Annotated in this window: 16 protein-coding genes; 3 read left to right on the top strand and 13 right to left on the bottom strand. The window is 66.1% G+C overall.

Features of this window, described 5'->3' with window-relative positions; translation table 11 throughout:
* The first annotated feature begins 101 nt into the window (after positions 1-101).
* Together ACTU6V_RS00445 and ACTU6V_RS00440 are read left to right on the top strand one after the other, a co-directional pair.
* Positions 102-887 carry an N-acyl homoserine lactonase family protein gene (locus ACTU6V_RS00445; protein WP_443474622.1) on the top strand — a complete coding sequence of 262 codons (786 nt, stop codon included), beginning with the start codon at positions 102-104 and terminating at the stop codon, positions 885-887.
* An 8-nt stretch (positions 888-895) separates the two neighbouring features.
* Positions 896-1,264: an FmdB family zinc ribbon protein gene (locus ACTU6V_RS00440; protein WP_443474621.1), complete on the top strand. Its 369-nt coding sequence runs from the start codon at positions 896-898 to the stop codon at positions 1,262-1,264.
* Positions 1,265-1,334: 70 nt separating this feature from the next.
* Here the strand turns inward: ACTU6V_RS00440 and ACTU6V_RS00435 are convergent, their stop codons facing one another.
* The 4 genes from ACTU6V_RS00435 to ACTU6V_RS00420 are packed head-to-tail and all read right to left on the bottom strand — an operon-like array spanning position 1,335 to position 6,438.
* On the bottom strand, positions 1,335-2,150 hold the full coding sequence (locus tag ACTU6V_RS00435; RefSeq protein WP_443474620.1) for an SDR family oxidoreductase: 816 nt from the start codon (positions 2,148-2,150) through the stop codon (positions 1,335-1,337).
* Positions 2,147-4,390, bottom strand: a complete 2,244-nt coding sequence (locus ACTU6V_RS00430) for a cytochrome P450 (RefSeq protein WP_443474619.1) — start codon at positions 4,388-4,390, stop codon at positions 2,147-2,149. The genes ACTU6V_RS00435 and ACTU6V_RS00430 overlap by 4 nt, the downstream gene beginning before the upstream one ends.
* Positions 4,391-4,425: 35 nt before the next feature.
* Positions 4,426-5,598 (bottom strand): serine hydrolase domain-containing protein, encoded by a 1,173-nt coding sequence (locus ACTU6V_RS00425; RefSeq protein WP_443474618.1) that lies wholly within the window; start codon positions 5,596-5,598, stop codon positions 4,426-4,428.
* Positions 5,599-5,625: 27 nt separating this feature from the next.
* A complete protein-coding gene (locus tag ACTU6V_RS00420) occupies positions 5,626-6,438 on the bottom strand; it encodes an SDR family NAD(P)-dependent oxidoreductase (RefSeq protein WP_443474617.1) in 813 nt (270 codons plus the stop codon).
* Positions 6,439-6,590: 152 nt separating this feature from the next.
* Here ACTU6V_RS00420 and ACTU6V_RS00415 point away from each other — a divergent pair, with 152 nt between their 5' ends.
* Positions 6,591-7,022: an HtaA domain-containing protein gene (locus tag ACTU6V_RS00415; RefSeq protein ID WP_443474616.1), complete on the top strand. Its 432-nt coding sequence runs from the start codon at positions 6,591-6,593 to the stop codon at positions 7,020-7,022.
* Here the strand turns inward: ACTU6V_RS00415 and ACTU6V_RS00410 are convergent.
* From ACTU6V_RS00410 to ACTU6V_RS00370, 9 genes are all read right to left on the bottom strand, one after another.
* Entirely contained in the window at positions 7,004-8,125 is a 1,122-nt protein-coding gene (locus ACTU6V_RS00410) for an MFS transporter (RefSeq protein ID WP_443474984.1), read from the bottom strand. The genes ACTU6V_RS00415 and ACTU6V_RS00410 overlap by 19 nt on opposite strands.
* A gap of 76 nt (positions 8,126-8,201) precedes the next feature.
* Positions 8,202-9,407 carry a cytochrome P450 gene (locus ACTU6V_RS00405; protein WP_443474615.1) on the bottom strand — a complete coding sequence of 402 codons (1,206 nt, stop codon included), beginning with the start codon at positions 9,405-9,407 and terminating at the stop codon, positions 8,202-8,204.
* Between the two features lie 22 nt (positions 9,408-9,429).
* On the bottom strand, positions 9,430-10,263 hold the full coding sequence (locus tag ACTU6V_RS00400) for an SDR family NAD(P)-dependent oxidoreductase (RefSeq protein WP_443474614.1): 834 nt from the start codon (positions 10,261-10,263) through the stop codon (positions 9,430-9,432).
* On the bottom strand, positions 10,263-11,468 hold the full coding sequence (locus tag ACTU6V_RS00395) for a cytochrome P450 (RefSeq protein WP_443474613.1): 1,206 nt from the start codon (positions 11,466-11,468) through the stop codon (positions 10,263-10,265). Before ACTU6V_RS00395 ends, ACTU6V_RS00400 begins: the two co-directional genes overlap by 1 nt.
* 46 nt (positions 11,469-11,514) lie before the next feature.
* Entirely contained in the window at positions 11,515-12,348 is an 834-nt protein-coding gene (locus ACTU6V_RS00390) for an SDR family NAD(P)-dependent oxidoreductase (RefSeq protein WP_443474612.1), read from the bottom strand.
* 23 nt (positions 12,349-12,371) lie between these two features.
* Positions 12,372-13,253: an amidohydrolase family protein gene (locus tag ACTU6V_RS00385; protein ID WP_443474611.1), complete on the bottom strand. Its 882-nt coding sequence runs from the start codon at positions 13,251-13,253 to the stop codon at positions 12,372-12,374.
* A 114-nt stretch (positions 13,254-13,367) separates the two neighbouring features.
* On the bottom strand, positions 13,368-14,744 hold the full coding sequence (locus ACTU6V_RS00380) for an MmgE/PrpD family protein (RefSeq protein WP_443474610.1): 1,377 nt from the start codon (positions 14,742-14,744) through the stop codon (positions 13,368-13,370).
* A 2-nt stretch (positions 14,745-14,746) separates the two neighbouring features.
* Positions 14,747-16,204, bottom strand: a complete 1,458-nt coding sequence (locus tag ACTU6V_RS00375; protein ID WP_443474609.1) for an aldehyde dehydrogenase family protein — start codon at positions 16,202-16,204, stop codon at positions 14,747-14,749.
* Positions 16,198-16,950: an SDR family NAD(P)-dependent oxidoreductase gene (locus ACTU6V_RS00370; RefSeq protein WP_443474608.1), complete on the bottom strand. Its 753-nt coding sequence runs from the start codon at positions 16,948-16,950 to the stop codon at positions 16,198-16,200. The genes ACTU6V_RS00375 and ACTU6V_RS00370 overlap by 7 nt, the downstream gene beginning before the upstream one ends.
* Positions 16,951-16,984 lie beyond the last annotated feature (34 nt).

The following is a 16,984-nucleotide window of genomic DNA, read 5'->3' as shown; positions in this document are numbered from 1 at the left end:
CTAAATTGCCCGATGAAGGCCTTCCGGTTGCTCTTCTGTCGACACTTAGGCTAGTTTCGCTTTAACGGTTCTCGCCGGTGAGAGCCAAGGAAGGACCTGCCGTGGGTACCGCAAACCGCATGTGGGGACTCGACGCGCCAAAGATGCGTATCGACGCACAGCACCTGGTGTTCGGTGGTGAGGGCATCGTCGAGATCCCTCTGCCGGCACACGTGATCGAGCATGATGAAGGCCTTGTCCTCTGGGACACCGGGATGAACCCCATCGTCAACGAGGACCCGCGCCTGCTGTTCGGGGATCGTCCGGAATCCGACTGGATCATCAGTTCGCCCGAGAAGCGCATCGACACGCAGCTGAGCATGCTCGGCTACTCCACCTCCGACGTCACGCACGTCATCCTCTCGCACACGCACTCCGACCACGCGGGTGGAATCTCGCTGTTCCCGCAGGCGAAGTTCTACATCGGGCCTGGCGAGTTCGCGTGGGGTCGCAACCCCGCCGAGAGCTCCGCGCACCTCTTCTTCCCCGAGGACTTCGACTCCGAGTACGTGCGGACGTTCGACTGGAACGAGGTTCCGACCGAGGGACTCGACCTGTTCGGCGACGGCGCGATCAACATCCTGCACCTCCCCGGCCACACGCCTGGGTCGCTCGGCCTGCTCACCCGGCTCCCGTCGCAGAACGTGCTCCTGACCGGTGACGTCGCGCACCTGCGCGAGAACATCGAGTGGGAAGAAGCCGACCCGAGCGACTGGGACTACGACGAGGCCCGCGCCAGCATCCGCAAGATGACCGGCATCGCGCAGGCCGAGAACGCCAACGTTTGGGTTCCGCATGACTCGCGCGACTGGGAGAAGTTCGGCGGCGTTCGCGCGGTCGTTCAGTAGGAGTCGTCATGCGCCGGATGTACGAGTACGGATGCCACGAGTGTGGGTGGTACGGAGACCTGCTGTTGGTCTCGCCCGCCCCTGACACCACTGAGTGCCGGCACTGCGGTGCGCAGGCGAAGCGCAAGTTCGCGATTCGCGGGCTGATGCGGTCGGGTCGCGACCTGGCCGCTATCGCGCCGGCCGCCGGCAGCGTCGACTGCAAGGACAACCCGGATGTCCCGGGTCTGTGCCACATCGCGCCGGGAGCGCGTCGTGCAGCCATCGCGGCGCACCGGGGCGACGAGACGACACTGGCCTCGGAACGCGCGAAGCAGAAGCGCAAGTTCGAGCAGAGCGGTCCGCCGAAGCTCAGCGACGTCGTGCACTCGCACTGACCGGCAGTAAGCAAAAAAGGTTGTCCGGCCGCACCTCGTGCGGCCGGACAACCTTTTTAGTTCTGTGTTCTTACGCCTGAGCGTCGTAGCGCTCGAAGTGCTGGCGGGTGGCCGCATTGCGCGCATCGATCTGGGGGAGCCACTCGGGGTGGGTCAGCGCGAGGAACGCGTCGGCGCGGATCGCCTCGACCACCACCGCTCCCGCTTCGTCAGGCGAAAGCCAGCGCAGATTTTCAGCATCCGGTGCCGCCTCGAGATCGACATCGGCGAGCGCGCCAGCGGATGCCGCTTCAGGGCGGTTCCGCGTGCTCGAGCGAATATCGGTGCGCACTGGCCCTGGAGGCATCACCGTCACCTTGAGCGAGGAGTTCTCGGAAGCAAGCTCCATCGCCAGGATCTCGCTGAGTGCGTGCACGGCCGACTTTGTCGCCGCGTACGCTCCGAGTCCTTCCAGCGGGAGGAAGGTCGCCATCGAGGTCGTGTTGACGATGTGGCCACCGTTCTCGTTGGCGCGCAGGTGCGGCAGGAACGCGAGCAGTCCGTGGATCACGCCGTAGTAGTTGACGTCGGTGATCCACTTCCAGTCGGCCAGCGTGAGGTCGCTGATGCGCCCTGCCGGGCCGATGCCGGCGTTGTTCACCAGGATGTCGACGCGTCCGAACCTCATCATGACCTCGTCGGCCAGCGCGAGCATCGCGTCGGGATCGGCGACGTCCGCGGCGAGACCGACAGCGCCGATCTCGCTAGCTGTGGCCTTGACGCGCTCCGGGTCCATGCCGGTGATGACGACAGTGGCGCCTTCACCGATGAGCTGGCGGGCGATGCCGCGGCCGATGCCGGAGGAACCTCCGGTAACGACCGCGACACGCCCTGCGATGTCGGTCATGCGTCGAGCACGAGACGGGGGCAGTTGCCCGCGGCGCGTGAGACGCAGATCATCATGGTGCGGTTCTCCTGCTGCTCGCTCGCGCTGAGGATCGAGTCGCGGTGGTCGGCCTGTCCCTCGAGGATCGGCGTCTCGCAGGTACCGCAGGTGCCCTCGCGGCAGGACGAGATCGCGGCGAGGCCAGCTTCCTCGGCCACGTCGAGGATCGACTTGTCGTTCGGGATCGTGAGGGTCACACCCGACAGCTGGAACTCGACCTCGAACGAAGAGTCCGGCTCGGTGAGCTCGATCACCTTCGGCGTGAACCGCTCGGTGTGCAGCGTCTCGGTCGGCCAGTGCGTGAGGTTGCCCTCGATCGCCTGCAGCAGCGGCTCAGGACCGCACGCGTAGACGAGGGTGCCCTCGCTCGGAGTGGCGAACAGCTCAGGGAGCGGCGGGTGCCCGACCTCGTCCTGCGGGTACAGGCGCACCCGCTCGCCGTGCGGCTCGAGCTCGTTCAGGAACGCCATCGATGCACGAGAGCGGCCACCGAAGTGCAGTTCCCATTCGGCGCCCTGCGCCTCGGCCTGCGCGATCATCGGCAGGATCGGGGTGAGCCCGATGCCGCCGGCGACGAAGATGTACTTCTTCGCCGGGGCGAGCGCGAAGTTGTTGAGCGGCCACCCTGTCCGCACGGTGTCACCCACTGAGAGTGCGTGCACGGCTGCCGAACCACCGCGGCCGTTCGGCTCGTTCAGCACGCCGAGGCGCCACGTCTCGGGCACATCCGGGTCACCGGAGAGCGAGTACTGGCGGGTGACCGCCTCGCCGCTGGCCGACGTGAGGTGGATGTCGACGTGCGCACCGGCGGTCCAGCGGGGCAGCGCGCCGCCGTCCGCGTGGGCCAGCGTCAGCGTGGTGACGCCGTCTGCGGCATCCGTCTTCTCGATGACCGTCAGGTTCATCTCGCGCTTGGTGTGCTTCATCTGCTGCTCGATGTCGGCGACGTCCCACGTCACCGGCAGCGACAGGCGCACCGGCAGGAGCACCATCTTGACGAAGTCCATCGGGATGTCGTCGGTGGGACGCAGTGAAGGAAGCCGCTCGAACAGCACCTTCAGTCCGGTCGGTCCCTGCACGCGGGCCAGGGCCTGGCCGAGGCAGGTGTGGCGACCGCGCGTGAACGCGAGGTGATCAGTGATGTTCTCGCGGTGGATGTCGAACTCGAAGGGTCGCTCGACGACGCTCGTGTCGGTGTTGCCGCTGGGGAGTGCGACCCAGAGCATGTCGCCTTTGGTGATCTGCACACCCGACAGCTCCATGTCGCGCATCGCCTGTCGCGAGGCGAAAGCCGCCGACGGGCGCAGACGCAGAGTCTCTTCGAAGACGTTGGACCACAGCGCGGGACCCGCCTGGGCGTCGGCGAGAGCCTGCGGGTGCTTGTGCAGGTAGAGGATCGCGGCCGTCATCGCCTGCGAGGTCGAGTCGGTGCCGGCCATCGCGAACTCGCAGATGTGCAGCGCGATCTGCGCCGGCGACAGGACGTACTCCTCCGTGCGGGGATCCTTCTGGATCGCCATCTCGCTGATGAAGTCGTCGCCCGGGTTTTCGCGGCGCTCCAGCACGATGTTCTGCAGATCCTGCAGTGCGAGGGCGTAGCGCTCCCACACGCCGTCGTACAGCTCAGCAGGGATCGGCTCGCGCGAGGACGAGAGCACGCGGGCCATATCGCTGCGCAGCTGGCGCATCATGCCGTCGTACTCGTAGCTGAGGCCCAGGTGTGCGAGGAGCGTCTGGGTGGTCAGCTCGAGGCAGTACATCTCCATGATGTTGCCGCCGCCGGTGTGCTCGATCTTGTCGATGATGCGGTTCGCACGCGCTTCGATCTCCGGCTGGATCGCTTCCATCCTGGCCTTGGTGAACCCGCGCTGCATGACCGCACGGTGGCGAGTGTGCCCGTCGGGGTCCATTCCGGTGACGAGCTGCGCCATGAGTCCGGGAGGAAGGATGTGGTGCCACTTCTCGGGCACCTCGATGTCCGCGGCGTTCGCCGCGTTCGAGAAGTCGGTCCAGTCGCCGAGAACGGTGAGGATGTCTTCGCGGCGCGTGACGATCCACGCACCGAGGTAAGGGTAGAAGAACACCGGTGCGTCATCGCGGAAGCGGGCGAAGTAGCTCGCCGGATCTGCGAAGTAGTCGTCGCTCATCGCGTCGAACTCGGGGATGGTGGGCTGCTTTTCCCGCAGGGCTGTCTCGGTCATCATCGACTCCTGGAATCTAGGGGGGGGGGTAAGAGTTATACGGCCGCGGCGACGGCCATGGTCGAGATCTTCTGGAAGCGGGCGACGTTCTCGCTCTCCTCCATGACGCCGGCCGAGAGGAAGACCAGCGTGAGATCGCGCTCCGGGTCGACCCAGAACAGCGATGAACCGGCACCGTAGTTGCCGTGCGTGCGCGGAGAGGTGAACGGGCCGAAGAAGTTCGGGGCGGTGCCGGCACCGGACAGGGAGAAGCCCAGCCCGAAGTTTCCTGCCGGGATCTCCCAGCGACGCGCCACGGCCATCGCCGCGTACATGTCGTTGGGGATGTCGCCCGTCTGCAGCGTCGTCGCCTGGTCCATGACCGCCTTCGACACGATGCGCTCGCCGCCGTCCGTCAAGCCCTGACGGCGGATCATCTCGGCGAACAGGAACACGTCGTTCGCCGTCGCGGTCGAACCGACCCAGGGGAGCTCGGCATTCTCGGTGAGGACGTCGTTGAGCTCTTCGATGTCGGACGGATCGAGGAAGCCGCCCTCGGGCAGGTACGCCTTCAGTGGCACCGCGCGATCGGCGAGGGCCGCGGGGAGACCGAACTGCGTCTCGGACATGCCGACCGGCTCGAACACGAGCTCCTTCGCGAGCTGGCTGAACGACTCCGCGCCGTACGCCCGCCGCACCATCTCGCCGAGGAGAGCGTGGTTGATCGCGGGGGAGTAGTTGAGGTTCGTGCCCGGCTCGAACTGGACGTCCACGCTCGCGAGCGCAGCGATGACGTCCGACAGCTTGCCGCAGTCCTTGAGGTCAAGACCCGGGTTCGGCGTTGCGGCCATGCCCGAGCGGTGCGTGAGCAGGTGCAGCACATTGATCTCGTCCTTGCGCAGCGTGCGGAAGCGATCGGTGCCGAGGAACTCAGGGATCAGATCGACGACCCGGGTCGACAGCGCGAGCTTGCCCTCGCTGATCGCCCGGAGCGCCATGACGTTGGTGAAGCCCTTGGTCAGCGACAGCACCCGGTAGACGCCATCATCGCGCAACGGACGGTCAGTGGCGCGCTCGGCCCAGCCCGTCACGTGCTCGAGTACCTTCTCGCCGCCGCGGGCGAGGATCACGTGCACGCCGTCGTAGGCGCCCGTCGCGATATCGGATTCGATCTCGGCGACAAGTCGCTGGAGGGCGGCTTCATCAATGTCTGCGCGGGTCAACGTCATCATCTCCTTTGAGTCAGTCGGGGTGGATCAGTGCATCACGAGGCCGCCGGAGGGCGACCAGGTCTGTCCGGTGTAATAAGAGCCCTCGTCGCTCGCCATGAAGAGGACGGTCTGAGCGATCTCGGCCGGGTCAGCTGCTCGCCTGATCGGCTGCATCCCGATCAGGAAGTCGATGAACTCGTCATCGCTCTGACGGAACAGCGGCGTGTCCACGGCTCCCGGTGCGATCGCGTTGACCGTGATGCCGAAGGGAGCGAGCTCCGCTGCGGCCTCGCGGGTCAGGCCAAGGACGGCCGCCTTCGACGCGGGGTAGTACGGGGGCATGACCACGCCGGTGACCGCGGCCGCCGAAGAGAAGTTGATGATCGCGCCCTTGCCGTTGGCCTTGAGCAGCGGCGCTGCCGCGCGCGTCGTGTAGAACATGCCGTACACGTTGATCCGCATGACGCGGTCAAAGTCCTCGTCGGTGGTGTTCTCGATGAAGACCGAGTTGTGACGCTCGCCCTTCTTGATGGCGTTGAACACCTTCTCGTTCTCGGCGTTCAGTACGTCGAGCGCGGCACGGTGCGGTGCGTTCACGCCAGCGGCGTTCACGAGCACGCGGAGCTTGCCGTGCTCGGCAGTGATCGTCTCGAAGGCTGCGTCGATCGCGGCGCTGTCGGCGATGTCGAGGGCGATAGGGACGGCACCGGGCAGTTGCGCGAACTCACGCTCGAGCGCTTCCTGCGAGAGGTCTGCGCCGTAGACGATGGCGCCCTCTGCGGCCAGGGCCTTGGCTGTTGCCAGACCCATGCCTGATGCGGCTCCGGTCACGAATGCGACTGAGTCGGTGAATCTCATCCCTGCTCCTCAACTGTGCGTGTGCGGGAATGGCATCGGCTCAGATTGAGGACGCCTTCGTCGCTTTCACCTATATTGCTGTCAGACAGCTTCGTTGTCAAGGGTGCGCCTTCTACCAGGACCACACGCACCGCCGCTAGAGTGGCCGCATCATGTCTGGATACCTCGAGTGGAGCTTCAAGCTCAGCCTGCTGATGTACGTGACGACCGCGCCGGGAGGGGGTATCCAGGCCGACGGTGTGACGTCCGAGCAGGGGCAGTTCCGTTTCTCCGTGGAGTCGGCCGACGGCTCCGAGCTGTTCTTCTCCGGCTCGGTCGCGCTGAAGGCGCACTACGGGATGCCGCTCACGACGTTCGCGTCGCTGCATCTGCACCAGAGCACCGACGGCGCGTGGATGCTGGCGATGTCGCCCGACGACGGGCCCCGCGTCGACGCTTTCGAGCTGGGCGGTCTGACCGAGCAGGACGACGTTCTCACGTTCGACACGGTCACTCTCACGGCGATCGGATCGGAGATGTTCGGCGACTACTACGCAGCCGGTGAAGCCTTCGACCCGATTGCTGTTCATCGGTCTGACAGCTGAGTGTCTAGACGCGGGGGCCGGCGCACCAGCGTATAGACCGCGGATGCCGCGATGACTGTGGCGAGCCCGGCGCAGAAGAGTCCGGTCCAGCCCCACAGCCCCAGCGCGAATCCGAGCAGGATCGGCCCAAGGCCGTAGCCGAGGTCGACGAACACGTAGTACGTGGTGAAGGCTCCGCCGGGCATCTCGGGGTCGATCCGCTCGGCGGCGATCGTGATGCCGGCCGGTAGCAGCGTGCCGTAGCCGAATCCGATCGCGGCAGCGGCGATCATGATCCCCGTGATCGTCGGCGAAGTCGCCAGCACGATGAACCCGATCGCATAGAGCGCCAGCCCGGGGTAGAAGACCACATCGGCGCCGAACCGGTCGTAGAGCGGGCCAGCGAACGCGCGCACGACGAGCACGCAGCCCGCGTACACGAGGAAGAACCAGCCTGCGGCGGCCGGCTCGTTCAGCTCGGTGGTGTACTCCGCGAGGAACGCGGCCAGCGCGGCGTATCCGAGCGACTGCAGGAAGGCGACGAGGCCGATCGGCACCGCGGGGCGCGCGATCCACGCCGGTCGTGCTCCGCCGGTTCTGCTCTGGGCGAGGTCTGCAGGGAGCGGGCGGATCGCCGCGCCGGCCGCCAGTGAGATGAGCGAGATGACTGTGGCCGCGATGAACAGCGGCATGTATCCGCCGTCGACGGTGAGCGCGACAGCGAGCACGGGGCCGATCGCCGTGCCGACGGTCGACGACATCGCGAAGTAGCCGTTGCCCTCGCCGCGACGGGATGCCGGGATGCGCGTCTGCGACATCGCTCCGAGTGCGGAGTGCGCAAGGCCGAAGGTCATGCCGTGCACCGCGCGAACGACGATCAGGAACCAGAGGCTGTCGACGGCGAAGTAGAGCCCGCACGCCAGCGTCGCCGCGGCCGCGCCGACGAGGTACACCGGGCGGGTGCCGAAGCGCGCGATGAGCGCCGTCGCCGCGAATCGGGATGCCAGTGCGCCGAAGACATATGCGGAAGAGGCGAAGCCGGCGAGTGCTTCATTCGCCGCGAAGCGGTCGAGGGCGTAGACCGCCATGGTCGTCATCAACAGGTAGAAGACGACGTTCAGCAGGAAGTTGATGACCGTGGCGGAGAGGAAGCCAGCGGTCCACAGCGGCTCCCTCTCTCGACCACGGACAGCGATGAGATCAGGCTTTCGGTGTGAGGCGGACGGGGACGTATTCGTGTCCGAATGCCTGGTAGTTCATGGCTTGGCGAGGTTCGCCGGTGAGTTCGATGGTGTCGACTTGTTTGACGAGTTCCTTGAGGAGAGTGCGGGCTTCGAGGCGTGCGACGAGGTTTCCGGCGCAGGTGTGGATGCCGAAGCCGAAGGAGAGGTGTCCGCCGGTGAGGTCGCGGTCGACGAGGTAGGTGTCGGGGTTGTCGTACTTGCGGTGATCGCGTCCGGAGCCGAGCCACATCATCAGCATCTTCGAGCCCGCGGGGATCTTCGTGCCGCCCACGACGAGGTCGTCCTTCGCCCAGCGGCCACCGAAGCGCGACGCGGGGTAGTAGCGGATCGACTCCTCCCAGGTGTTGTCGACGAGCTCGGGGTTCGCCTTGAGCTTTGCCCACTCCGCGGGGTGGTCGGCGAGCGCACGGATCATCGACGCGATCGATGCGGTCGTGGTGTCGAAGCCCGCACCGAAGATTGACTTCAGCACCTGGCGGGCGTCCTCTTCGGGGAGCTTGCCGGCGTCAGCGAGTTCGTACAGCTGCCAGCCGACCGTGCCTTCCTTCTGCACCTCGCGGTAGGTGTTGCGCTCCACCCAGTCTTGGGCGGGGGCTGCGCCGGCGAGCTTCTGCCGCTGGAACTCCGTGTCGGGTCCGAAGACGTTGAACACGCCGTCGCCGAACTTCAGCAGCAGGTCTCGGCCCTCTTCTGGCAACCCAAGCATGTCCGGGAACACCTTGAGCACGTACTTCACCGAGAGGTCGTGGAACGCGTCGAGCTCAACCGGACCGTTCGCGAGGATCTCCGTCACGAGGCGCTTGGCCTCGGCGGCGAAGTACTCCTCGAACTTCGCGAGGTTCTCACCAGAGAGCACGGCCATCGCTGCCGCCTTGTTCTTCGTGTGCGAGGGCGGGTCCTCGAGCACCAGCACAGTCGGGCGGTAGGGATTCGGCTCGTAGAACGGGCGGTCGGAGGACGACACCCTGCGCCAGTCGCGCAGCGACTTCTGGATCTCATCCCACTGAGTCACCGCGTAGTAGTCGTACTTCTCGATGTACACGACCGGACCCAGTTCGCGCACGCGACCGTCGAAACCGATGGGGTCGGCGAGCGCTTCCATCGAGAACGGGTCGCCGTCGAAGACGGGGGCGTCGATTGCTTCGGGTTCGGTGGTGGTCATCGTGACTCCTGCTGGTTGTCGATCAGATCGCGACGGGGTTCGCGCCGGCGTGCTGCGCGCCGCCGTCGATCGAGATGGTGGCTCCCGTGACGTAGCTGCTGGCGGGGGATGCCAGATAAACCGCCAGTCCTTCGATCTCGGACGGCTGCGCTCCGCGCCCGATGGCGGATGCTCGGACGAAGTCGTCCGTCGAGCGGGAGTGCACCGGGTCGCTGGAGCGGATGCTGGTGTGGAAGAGCCCTGGCGCGATCGCGTTGACCAGGATGCCGCGGGGCGCGAGCTCCAGGGCGGCGTTGCGCACGATGCCGATCACGCCGGCCTTCGTTGCGGCGTAGGCGTAGCCCACCATTGCGTCCGAGCGCACGCCGGCCAGTGATGCGGTGACGACGATGCGGCCGTAGCCGTCGGCGATGTGCCGCGAGGCGCTGGCGACGGTGTTGAGCGCTCCGGTGAGGTTGACGTCCAGCACGCTGTTCCAGCGGTCCTGGTCAACGTTGGCGATCCGCCCGGACTCCAGCCGCGGGCCGGGGCCCGCGCTGATCCCGGCGTTGGCGAAGACGATGTGCAGCCCGTTCGCCGAAGCGATCTCGGCGAATGCGGCATCCAATTCATCGGCCTTGGTGATGTCGGCCTGCTTGATGCCGACCGTGACGCCCTCATCCTGCAGACGCTGCTGCGCGGCCTCGAGCGCTTCCGACGACAGATCCAGCAGCGTGACCGCCGCGCCTGCGCGCGCCAGCGCGGCAGCCATCGCGCTGCCGATGCCACCGGCACCGCCGGTGACGATCGCGCCGAGGCCGCGCAGGTCGAACAGCCCACCCAGGTACGAGAGTCGCGTGTCTTCAGTCGTCGACATCATGCTGCTTTCGGGGTGAGACGGACGGGGACGTATTCGTGTCCGAAGGCCTGGTAGTTCATGGCTTGGCGGGGTTCGCCGGTGAGTTCGATGGTGTCGACTTGTTTGACGAGTTCCTTGAGGAGAGTGCGGGCTTCGAGGCGTGCGACGAGGTTTCCGGCGCAGGTGTGGATGCCGAAGCCGAAGGAGAGGTGTCCGCCGGTGAGGTCGCGGTCGACGAGGTAGGTGTCGGGGTTGTCGTACTTGCGGTGATCGCGTCCGGAGCCGAGCCACATCATCAGCATCTTCGCGCCCTCGGGCAGCGTGTTCTCACCGATCTGCACTTCGTGCTTGGCGTAGCGTCCGCCGAAGCGCGATGCCGGGTAGTACCGGATCGACTCTTCCCAGGCGTTGTCGACCAGGTCGGGGTTCGCCTTGAGCTTCGCCCACTCGTCGGGGTGGTCGGCCAACGCGCGAATCATCGACGCGATCGATGCGGTCGTGGTGTCGAACCCAGCCGCGAAGATCGACTTGAGCACCTGGCGGGCATCTTCTTCGGGGAGCTTGCCGGCGTCGGCGAGTTCGTACAGCTGCCAGCCGACGGTGCCCTCGGTCTGCGCGTCGCGGTAGCTGTTGCGCTCCACCCAGTCCTGGGCGGGAGCGGCACCGGCGAGCTTCATGCGCTGGAACTCGGTGTCCGGGCCGAAGACGTTGAACACGCCGTCGCCGAACTTCAGGAGGAGCTCGCGGCCCTCTTCGGGCAGGCCGAGCATGTCCGGGAACACCTTCAGCACGTAGCGGGCAGAGAGGTCGTGGAACGCGTCGATCTCAGCCGGGCCGTTGGCGAGGATGTCGGAGACGATCCGCTCTGCTTCGACGGCGAAGTACTGCTCGAACTTGACGAGGTTCTCACCCGAGAGCACGGCCATCGCTGCGGCCTTGTTCTTCGTGTGCGACGGCGGGTCCTCCAGCACAAGCACCTTCGGGCGGTACGGGTTCGGCTCGTAGAAGGGGCGATCGTCGGAGGAGATCTTGCGCCAGTCGCGCAGCGACTTCTGGATCTCATCCCACTGGGTCACCGCGTAGTAGTCGTACTTGGGGATGTACACGACGGGCCCGAGTTCGCGGACGCGACCGTCGAATCCGATGGGGTCAGCGAGGGCCTCCATCGAGAACGGGTCTCCGTCGAAGACAGGAATATCTGCGGGAACTGCAGGGGTGCTCATGATCGCTCTCCTCCTAGAACTTGGTCGTTGTGTCAGATCCGGCGCATCACGTTCCGGCGACGCGCGGGGCCGGAGCCTCGCCCGTCTCCATCCAGTGCAGACGCTTGCGCACACCGGTGAGAGCATGCTCCGGGTGGGTCAGGATGAAGAACGTGCCGCTCTGGATCGCGTCGTAGACCATGTCGGCGACGGCGCTCGGCTCCAGTCCGACCTCGGCGGTGATCCGCGCCAGGTTCTCCATTTGCGCGACGCGCTCCGGCTCCTGAGAGACGTGCACGTCGACCGGCTTGTTGCGCTCAGCCTCGACCATGCGGGTCTTCACGGGGCCAGGGGCAAGCAAGTGCATGCTGACGCTCGCATCACGGGCGCGCAGCTCGATGTCGAGGGATTCGGTCAGCGCCAGAACAGCGAACTTCGAGGTCGCATAGGGGGTCATCGTCGCGGTGCCCGTGTTGAACGCTGCCACCGAGGCGGTGTTGACGATGTGCCCCTCTTCCTGCTGCTCGAGAAGAGGTAGGAAGACGCGGCATCCGTTCAGCACGCCGAAGAAGTTGACGTCCATCACCCAGCGCCACGACCGTGCTTCGATCGCGCCGAAGGTTCCGCCGGTTTCGACGCCGGCGTTGTTGCAGAGCACGTGCACGGCGCCGAAGCGCTCGATGGTGGCGTCGGCGAGAGCCTGCACGCTCTCCTCGGACGAGACATCGGTGCGCACGCCGAAGACCTCGCCGTGCGCGCTCAGCTCGGCGACCGCACGGTCCAGCGCGGACTGCTCGATGTCGGCGATGACGACCTTCGCGCCAGCGGTGAGGAACTTCTCCGCCATCGCGTAACCCATGCCGCTTGCGCCGCCGGTGACGACGGCGACTTTGCCGGTCATGTCCATGAAGCTGCGATCCTGTCTTACTTGAGTCCGAGAACGCGGATCGCGTTCTCCTTGAGGATCAACGGCCGGACCTCGTCCTTGAACGGGGCCGCTTCGAAGTCTGCCAGCCAGCGGTCAGGGGTGAGGAGCGGGAAGTCGCTGCCGAAGAGCACCTTGTCGCGGATGAGCGAGTTCGCGTGCTGGATGAGCTTCGGGTCGAAGTACTTGGGGCTCCAACCGGACAGGTCGATGAACACATTCTGCTTGTGGCGTGCGACGGCCAGCGCTTCGTCCTGCCAGGGGAAGGACGGGTGGGCCAGGATGATGGTCATGTCCGGGTAGTCCACGGCGAGGTCGTCGAAGTACATCGGGTTCGAGTACTTCAGGCGCACGCCGCCACCGCCAGGGAAGTTGCGGCCGATGCCGGTCTGGCCGGTGTGGAACAGCGCGATGCTGCGGTGCTCGGCGATGACCTCGTACAGGTCGCGCGCCAGCGGGTCGTGCGGGTGGAAACCCTGCACGCTGGGGTGGAACTTGAAGCCCTTGACGCCGTGGTTCTCGATGAGGTCCACGGCCTCGGCGATCGCCGCCTTGCCGCGGTAGGGGTCGATGCTGGCGAACGGGATCAGGACGTCGTCGTGCTCGCGCGCAGCATCCGCGACCTCGCGGTTGGGAACGCGCTTGTCACCCATGTGACGCTCGGAGTCGACACCGAACAGGACCGCCATGATCTTGCGCTCGCGGTAATACTCGGCCGTCGCATCGATGTCGATGTTGACGAGGTCGGACTTCCAGCGGTTGGCCTGGTCTGCCTTGATCGTGTCGGATGCGGCATCCTTCACGTCGTCCTTGCTGTTCAGAGCGTGCGCATGGAAGTCGATCGCGACGATGTCGTCAAGCGAGAGGCGCTCAGCGGGCATTACTACTCCGTCCTTGGGGGGGATCAGGATGATCCCCGGTGTAACTCGAGATGCCGCTGCAATGCTGACATCTTCGTCTTGTGTCGACACTTTACCCCAATTTTGGGGCGAGTGTCAGTTGTGCCAGGGCTTAGAGGCGACAGTTAGTGCATCGCTCAGCTGGTTGATGGTGTTCGAGGGAGTCTCAAGCATGTCGATGAGACGCGCTGCGGCGCCTGATCCGTACACCGGTGCGACGAGGGCCGTGACCTTGCGCGCGGTCGCCTGCAGACGTGCGGCGAGGTCGCTGTCGGGCACGCCCCGATCGCGCTCTGCCGTGAGAACCGTGCCGGAGGCGAGCTGGATTCGTGTGCGCGACTGCGTCTCGATGCCGCTGAGCGCGGGGTCGAACACCAGCGTGATCCGCTCGCGCAGGGCGCGATAGGCGGGCTCGGCGAGAACCTCGGGGCTGTAGGTGTCCTCCGTGCTGAGGTCGTGGCCCAGCAGCCCGAGCGCCGTCGTGGCGTGCACGCTGAACTTCGCCTCGTTGCCCGTCGTGGGGTCCTCGATGGCGCAGACATCGCGAAGCTTCGGGCTGACGGTCACCTCGATCGACTCGATCGACTCGATCGACTCGATCTTCTCATCGCCGAGCGCTGCGCCGAGCTCGAGTGCAGTGTCGACGACGGACTGGGTCATGAAGCACGACGCGTAGGTCTTGTAGAGCGTGCCTGCGACGGCCCACTCGTAGCCCGCGGGGTCGGCTGGGCGGGTCTTTCCCGCACCGTAGAGCGAGAAGTAGCCGCGCTCGGCTGTCAGACCCTGACCGCGAGATACGGCTCCGGCCTGCGCGAGGCGAGCCGCGAGCGCACCGGCTTCGGCAGCCTTGCCCGCGTGCAGCGGCTTACCGGGCGTTCCGAAGAGCGAACGGATGCCGGCCGACTGCGTTGCGGCGAAGTCGAGCGCCGCGATCCAGTGATCGGCGTCGAGATCGAGAAGCTTCGCGACCGCGGCGGCCGCAGCAAAGACGCCCATCGTGGCGGTGCCGTGCCAACCGGCGTCGTAGTGCTCCGGCATCACTTGCCGGGCGATCCAGACACCGATCTCGACACCTGCGACGTACGCCTCGAGGATTTCGGTGATAGTGCTCGAGCGCTCCTCGCCGAGCACCCAGAGCGCAGGGAAGATCGCGGCGCTCGGGTGTCCCTGGAACTCGGGGAGCATGTCGTCGAAATCGAGGGCGTGACCGTGCACGCCGTTGAGCATGATCGCATCGCGCCATCCGATGCGATCGGCCGAGCCGATCACGGAACTCGGTCCGGACTGAGGTGACAGGGCGGCAGCGGCCTGTGCCGCCGATTCCTCGCGAGAACCGGCAACCGCGCACCCCAGCCAGTCGAGCAGGCTGTGATGCGCGGTTGCGCGTGCGTTCTCAGGCAGTGAGTCGAATCGCATTGCGCGACTCCGTGCCACCTCGGTGCGCAGTGCTTCCAGCACACCGTTCTGAGACATGGTCAGACCTTGATGCTGACGGTCTTGGTCTGCAGGTACTCGTGGATGGCAGCCATGCCCTTCTCACGTCCCATGCCGGAGGCCTTGTAGCCGCCGAAGGGGGCCTGCACACCGCCGGCGAAGTAGTCGTTCACCGACACCTGGCCTGCCTGAATCTGTGCGGCAACGCGATGCGCGCGGCCCAGGTTCTGCGTCCACATTCCGGCCGTGAGGCCGTAGGGGGTGTCGTTCGCGATCGCGACGGCTTCTTCTTCGGAATCGAAGCGGATCACCGAGAGCACCGGACCGAAGATCTCCTCCTGCGCGATGCGCATGGAGTTGTTCACATCCGTGAAGATCGTCGGCTCGATGAACTGTCCGCCATCGACGCCTTCGCCCGTAGCGGCAGAGCCGCCGACGGCGACCGTTGCGCCCTCGGCCTTGCCGATCTGAAGGTACTCCTGCACCTTCGCGAACTGCGCAGCCGTGGTGATCGGGCCCATCTGGGCACCCGTCCATCCGGCACCCAGCTTGATGCTGCGGTTGCGCTCGACGAGCTGCTCGATGACCTTGTCGTGGATCGAGCTGTGCACGAGCAGACGCGAACCTGCGGCGCACACCTGTCCGGCGTTGATGTTGATGGCCATCAGCGAACCGGGGACGGCGACGTCGAGATCAGCATCTTCGAAGATGATGTTCGGGCCCTTGCCGCCGAGCTCGAGCGTGACCGGGTTCAGGTTCTCTGCAGCCGAGCGCATGATCTCCTGGCCGGTGGGAACCGAGCCGGTGAAGGTGATGCGCGAGACGCCGGGGTGCTTGACGAGAGCTGCGCCCGCTTCGCGACCGAGACCGGTGACGACGTTGAACACACCGGCGGGAAGGCCAGCTTCGACGGCGATCCGAGCCAGCTCCACCGTGCTGATGGAGGTGTCTTCTGCGGGCTTGACGACGGCGACGTTTCCGGCAGCGAGCGCCGGGGCGACACCGCGTGCAGCCTGCTGGAAGGCAGCGTTCCACGGCACGATGTGCGCGGTGACGCCGTACGGCTCGGGGCGCGTGTAGGACACGTGCGTGGAGCCGATCGGAATGGTCTCGCCGCCGAGCTTGTCGGCGACACCGGCGTAGTACTCGAAGTAACGCGCCGCGGTGATCACGTCGAACGTCGCGTCCATGTAGGACTTGCCGTTGTCACGCGACTCGAGGGCAACCAGGGTGTCCCTATTCTCGAGGATCTTGTGGCTGACCGCGAGCAGGATGCGGCCCTTCTCGAAACCGGGAAGGTCGCGCCATGCCGGGAAGGCCTCCTGCGCGTTCGCGACGGCGGCGTCGACCTCGGCCTGAGCGCCGCGCTGGATCGCGGTGAGCGGCAGGCCGGTGGCGGGGTCGTAGGTCTCGAAGGTCGAGGCACCGGAGGCAGCGACCTGCTGGCCTCCGATGAACGAACCGTAGAAATCCGCGACAGCGGGAGCGGCGGTCAGCACAGAGCACCACCGTCAACCGGGAGGTTGTGGCCCGTGATCATGGATGCTTCGCGCGAGCTGAGGAACAGCGCAGCGTTGGCGATGTCCTCGGGCTGAGCGAGGCGGCCCATCGGAACGCCGGCGATGATCTTCGGCTTCATCTCAGCTTCCTTGTCGCCGGGGGTGAAGACCTGCTGCATCGGCGTCTCGGTTGCGACCGGGTCGATGCCGTTGACGCGCACGTGCGGTGCGAACTCGACGGCCAGCGCGCGGACGAGGTGGACTGCGGCACCCTTGGTCGCGGAGTACGCGGCGTTCCCGGGGCGGGCCTTCAGGCCAGAGAGGGATGCCGTGATGAGGAACGAGCCCTCAGCCTTGGCGAGCTCGGGCATGGCGGCCTTCGCGCCGTTCCACGGTCCGATCACGTTGACGGCGTTCATGAGCTTGAAGCGGTCCTCGGAGGCGTTGGCCAAAGGTCCGACGGCGTCGGCGACGCCGGCGTTCGCCCAGAAGATGGAGAGCTTGCCGTAGGCCTCGACCGCGGCATCCACGGCCTTCTGGTTTCCCTCGAGCGTCGAGATGTCCGCGCTCACCGCGATAGCCTTGCCAGCAGCGGCTTCGACCAGTGCGGCGGTTTCCTGTGCGGCTGCCTCGTTCAGGTCGACGACGACGACAGAAGCGCCCTCGTTTGCGAAGCGAATCGCGCCAGCGCGACCCATTCCTGAACCGCCGCCGGTGATGATCGCTACTTCGTTCTGCAACCGCATCGTTGCTCACTCCCTCTAGTTGTGTCGACTTGTT

Origin of the sequence: Microbacterium zouquanmingi (assembly GCF_052266675.1) — a bacterium.
Taxonomy (GTDB): Bacteria; Actinomycetota; Actinomycetes; order Actinomycetales; family Microbacteriaceae; genus Microbacterium.
This window is presented reverse-complemented; position numbering and strand designations above follow the sequence as displayed.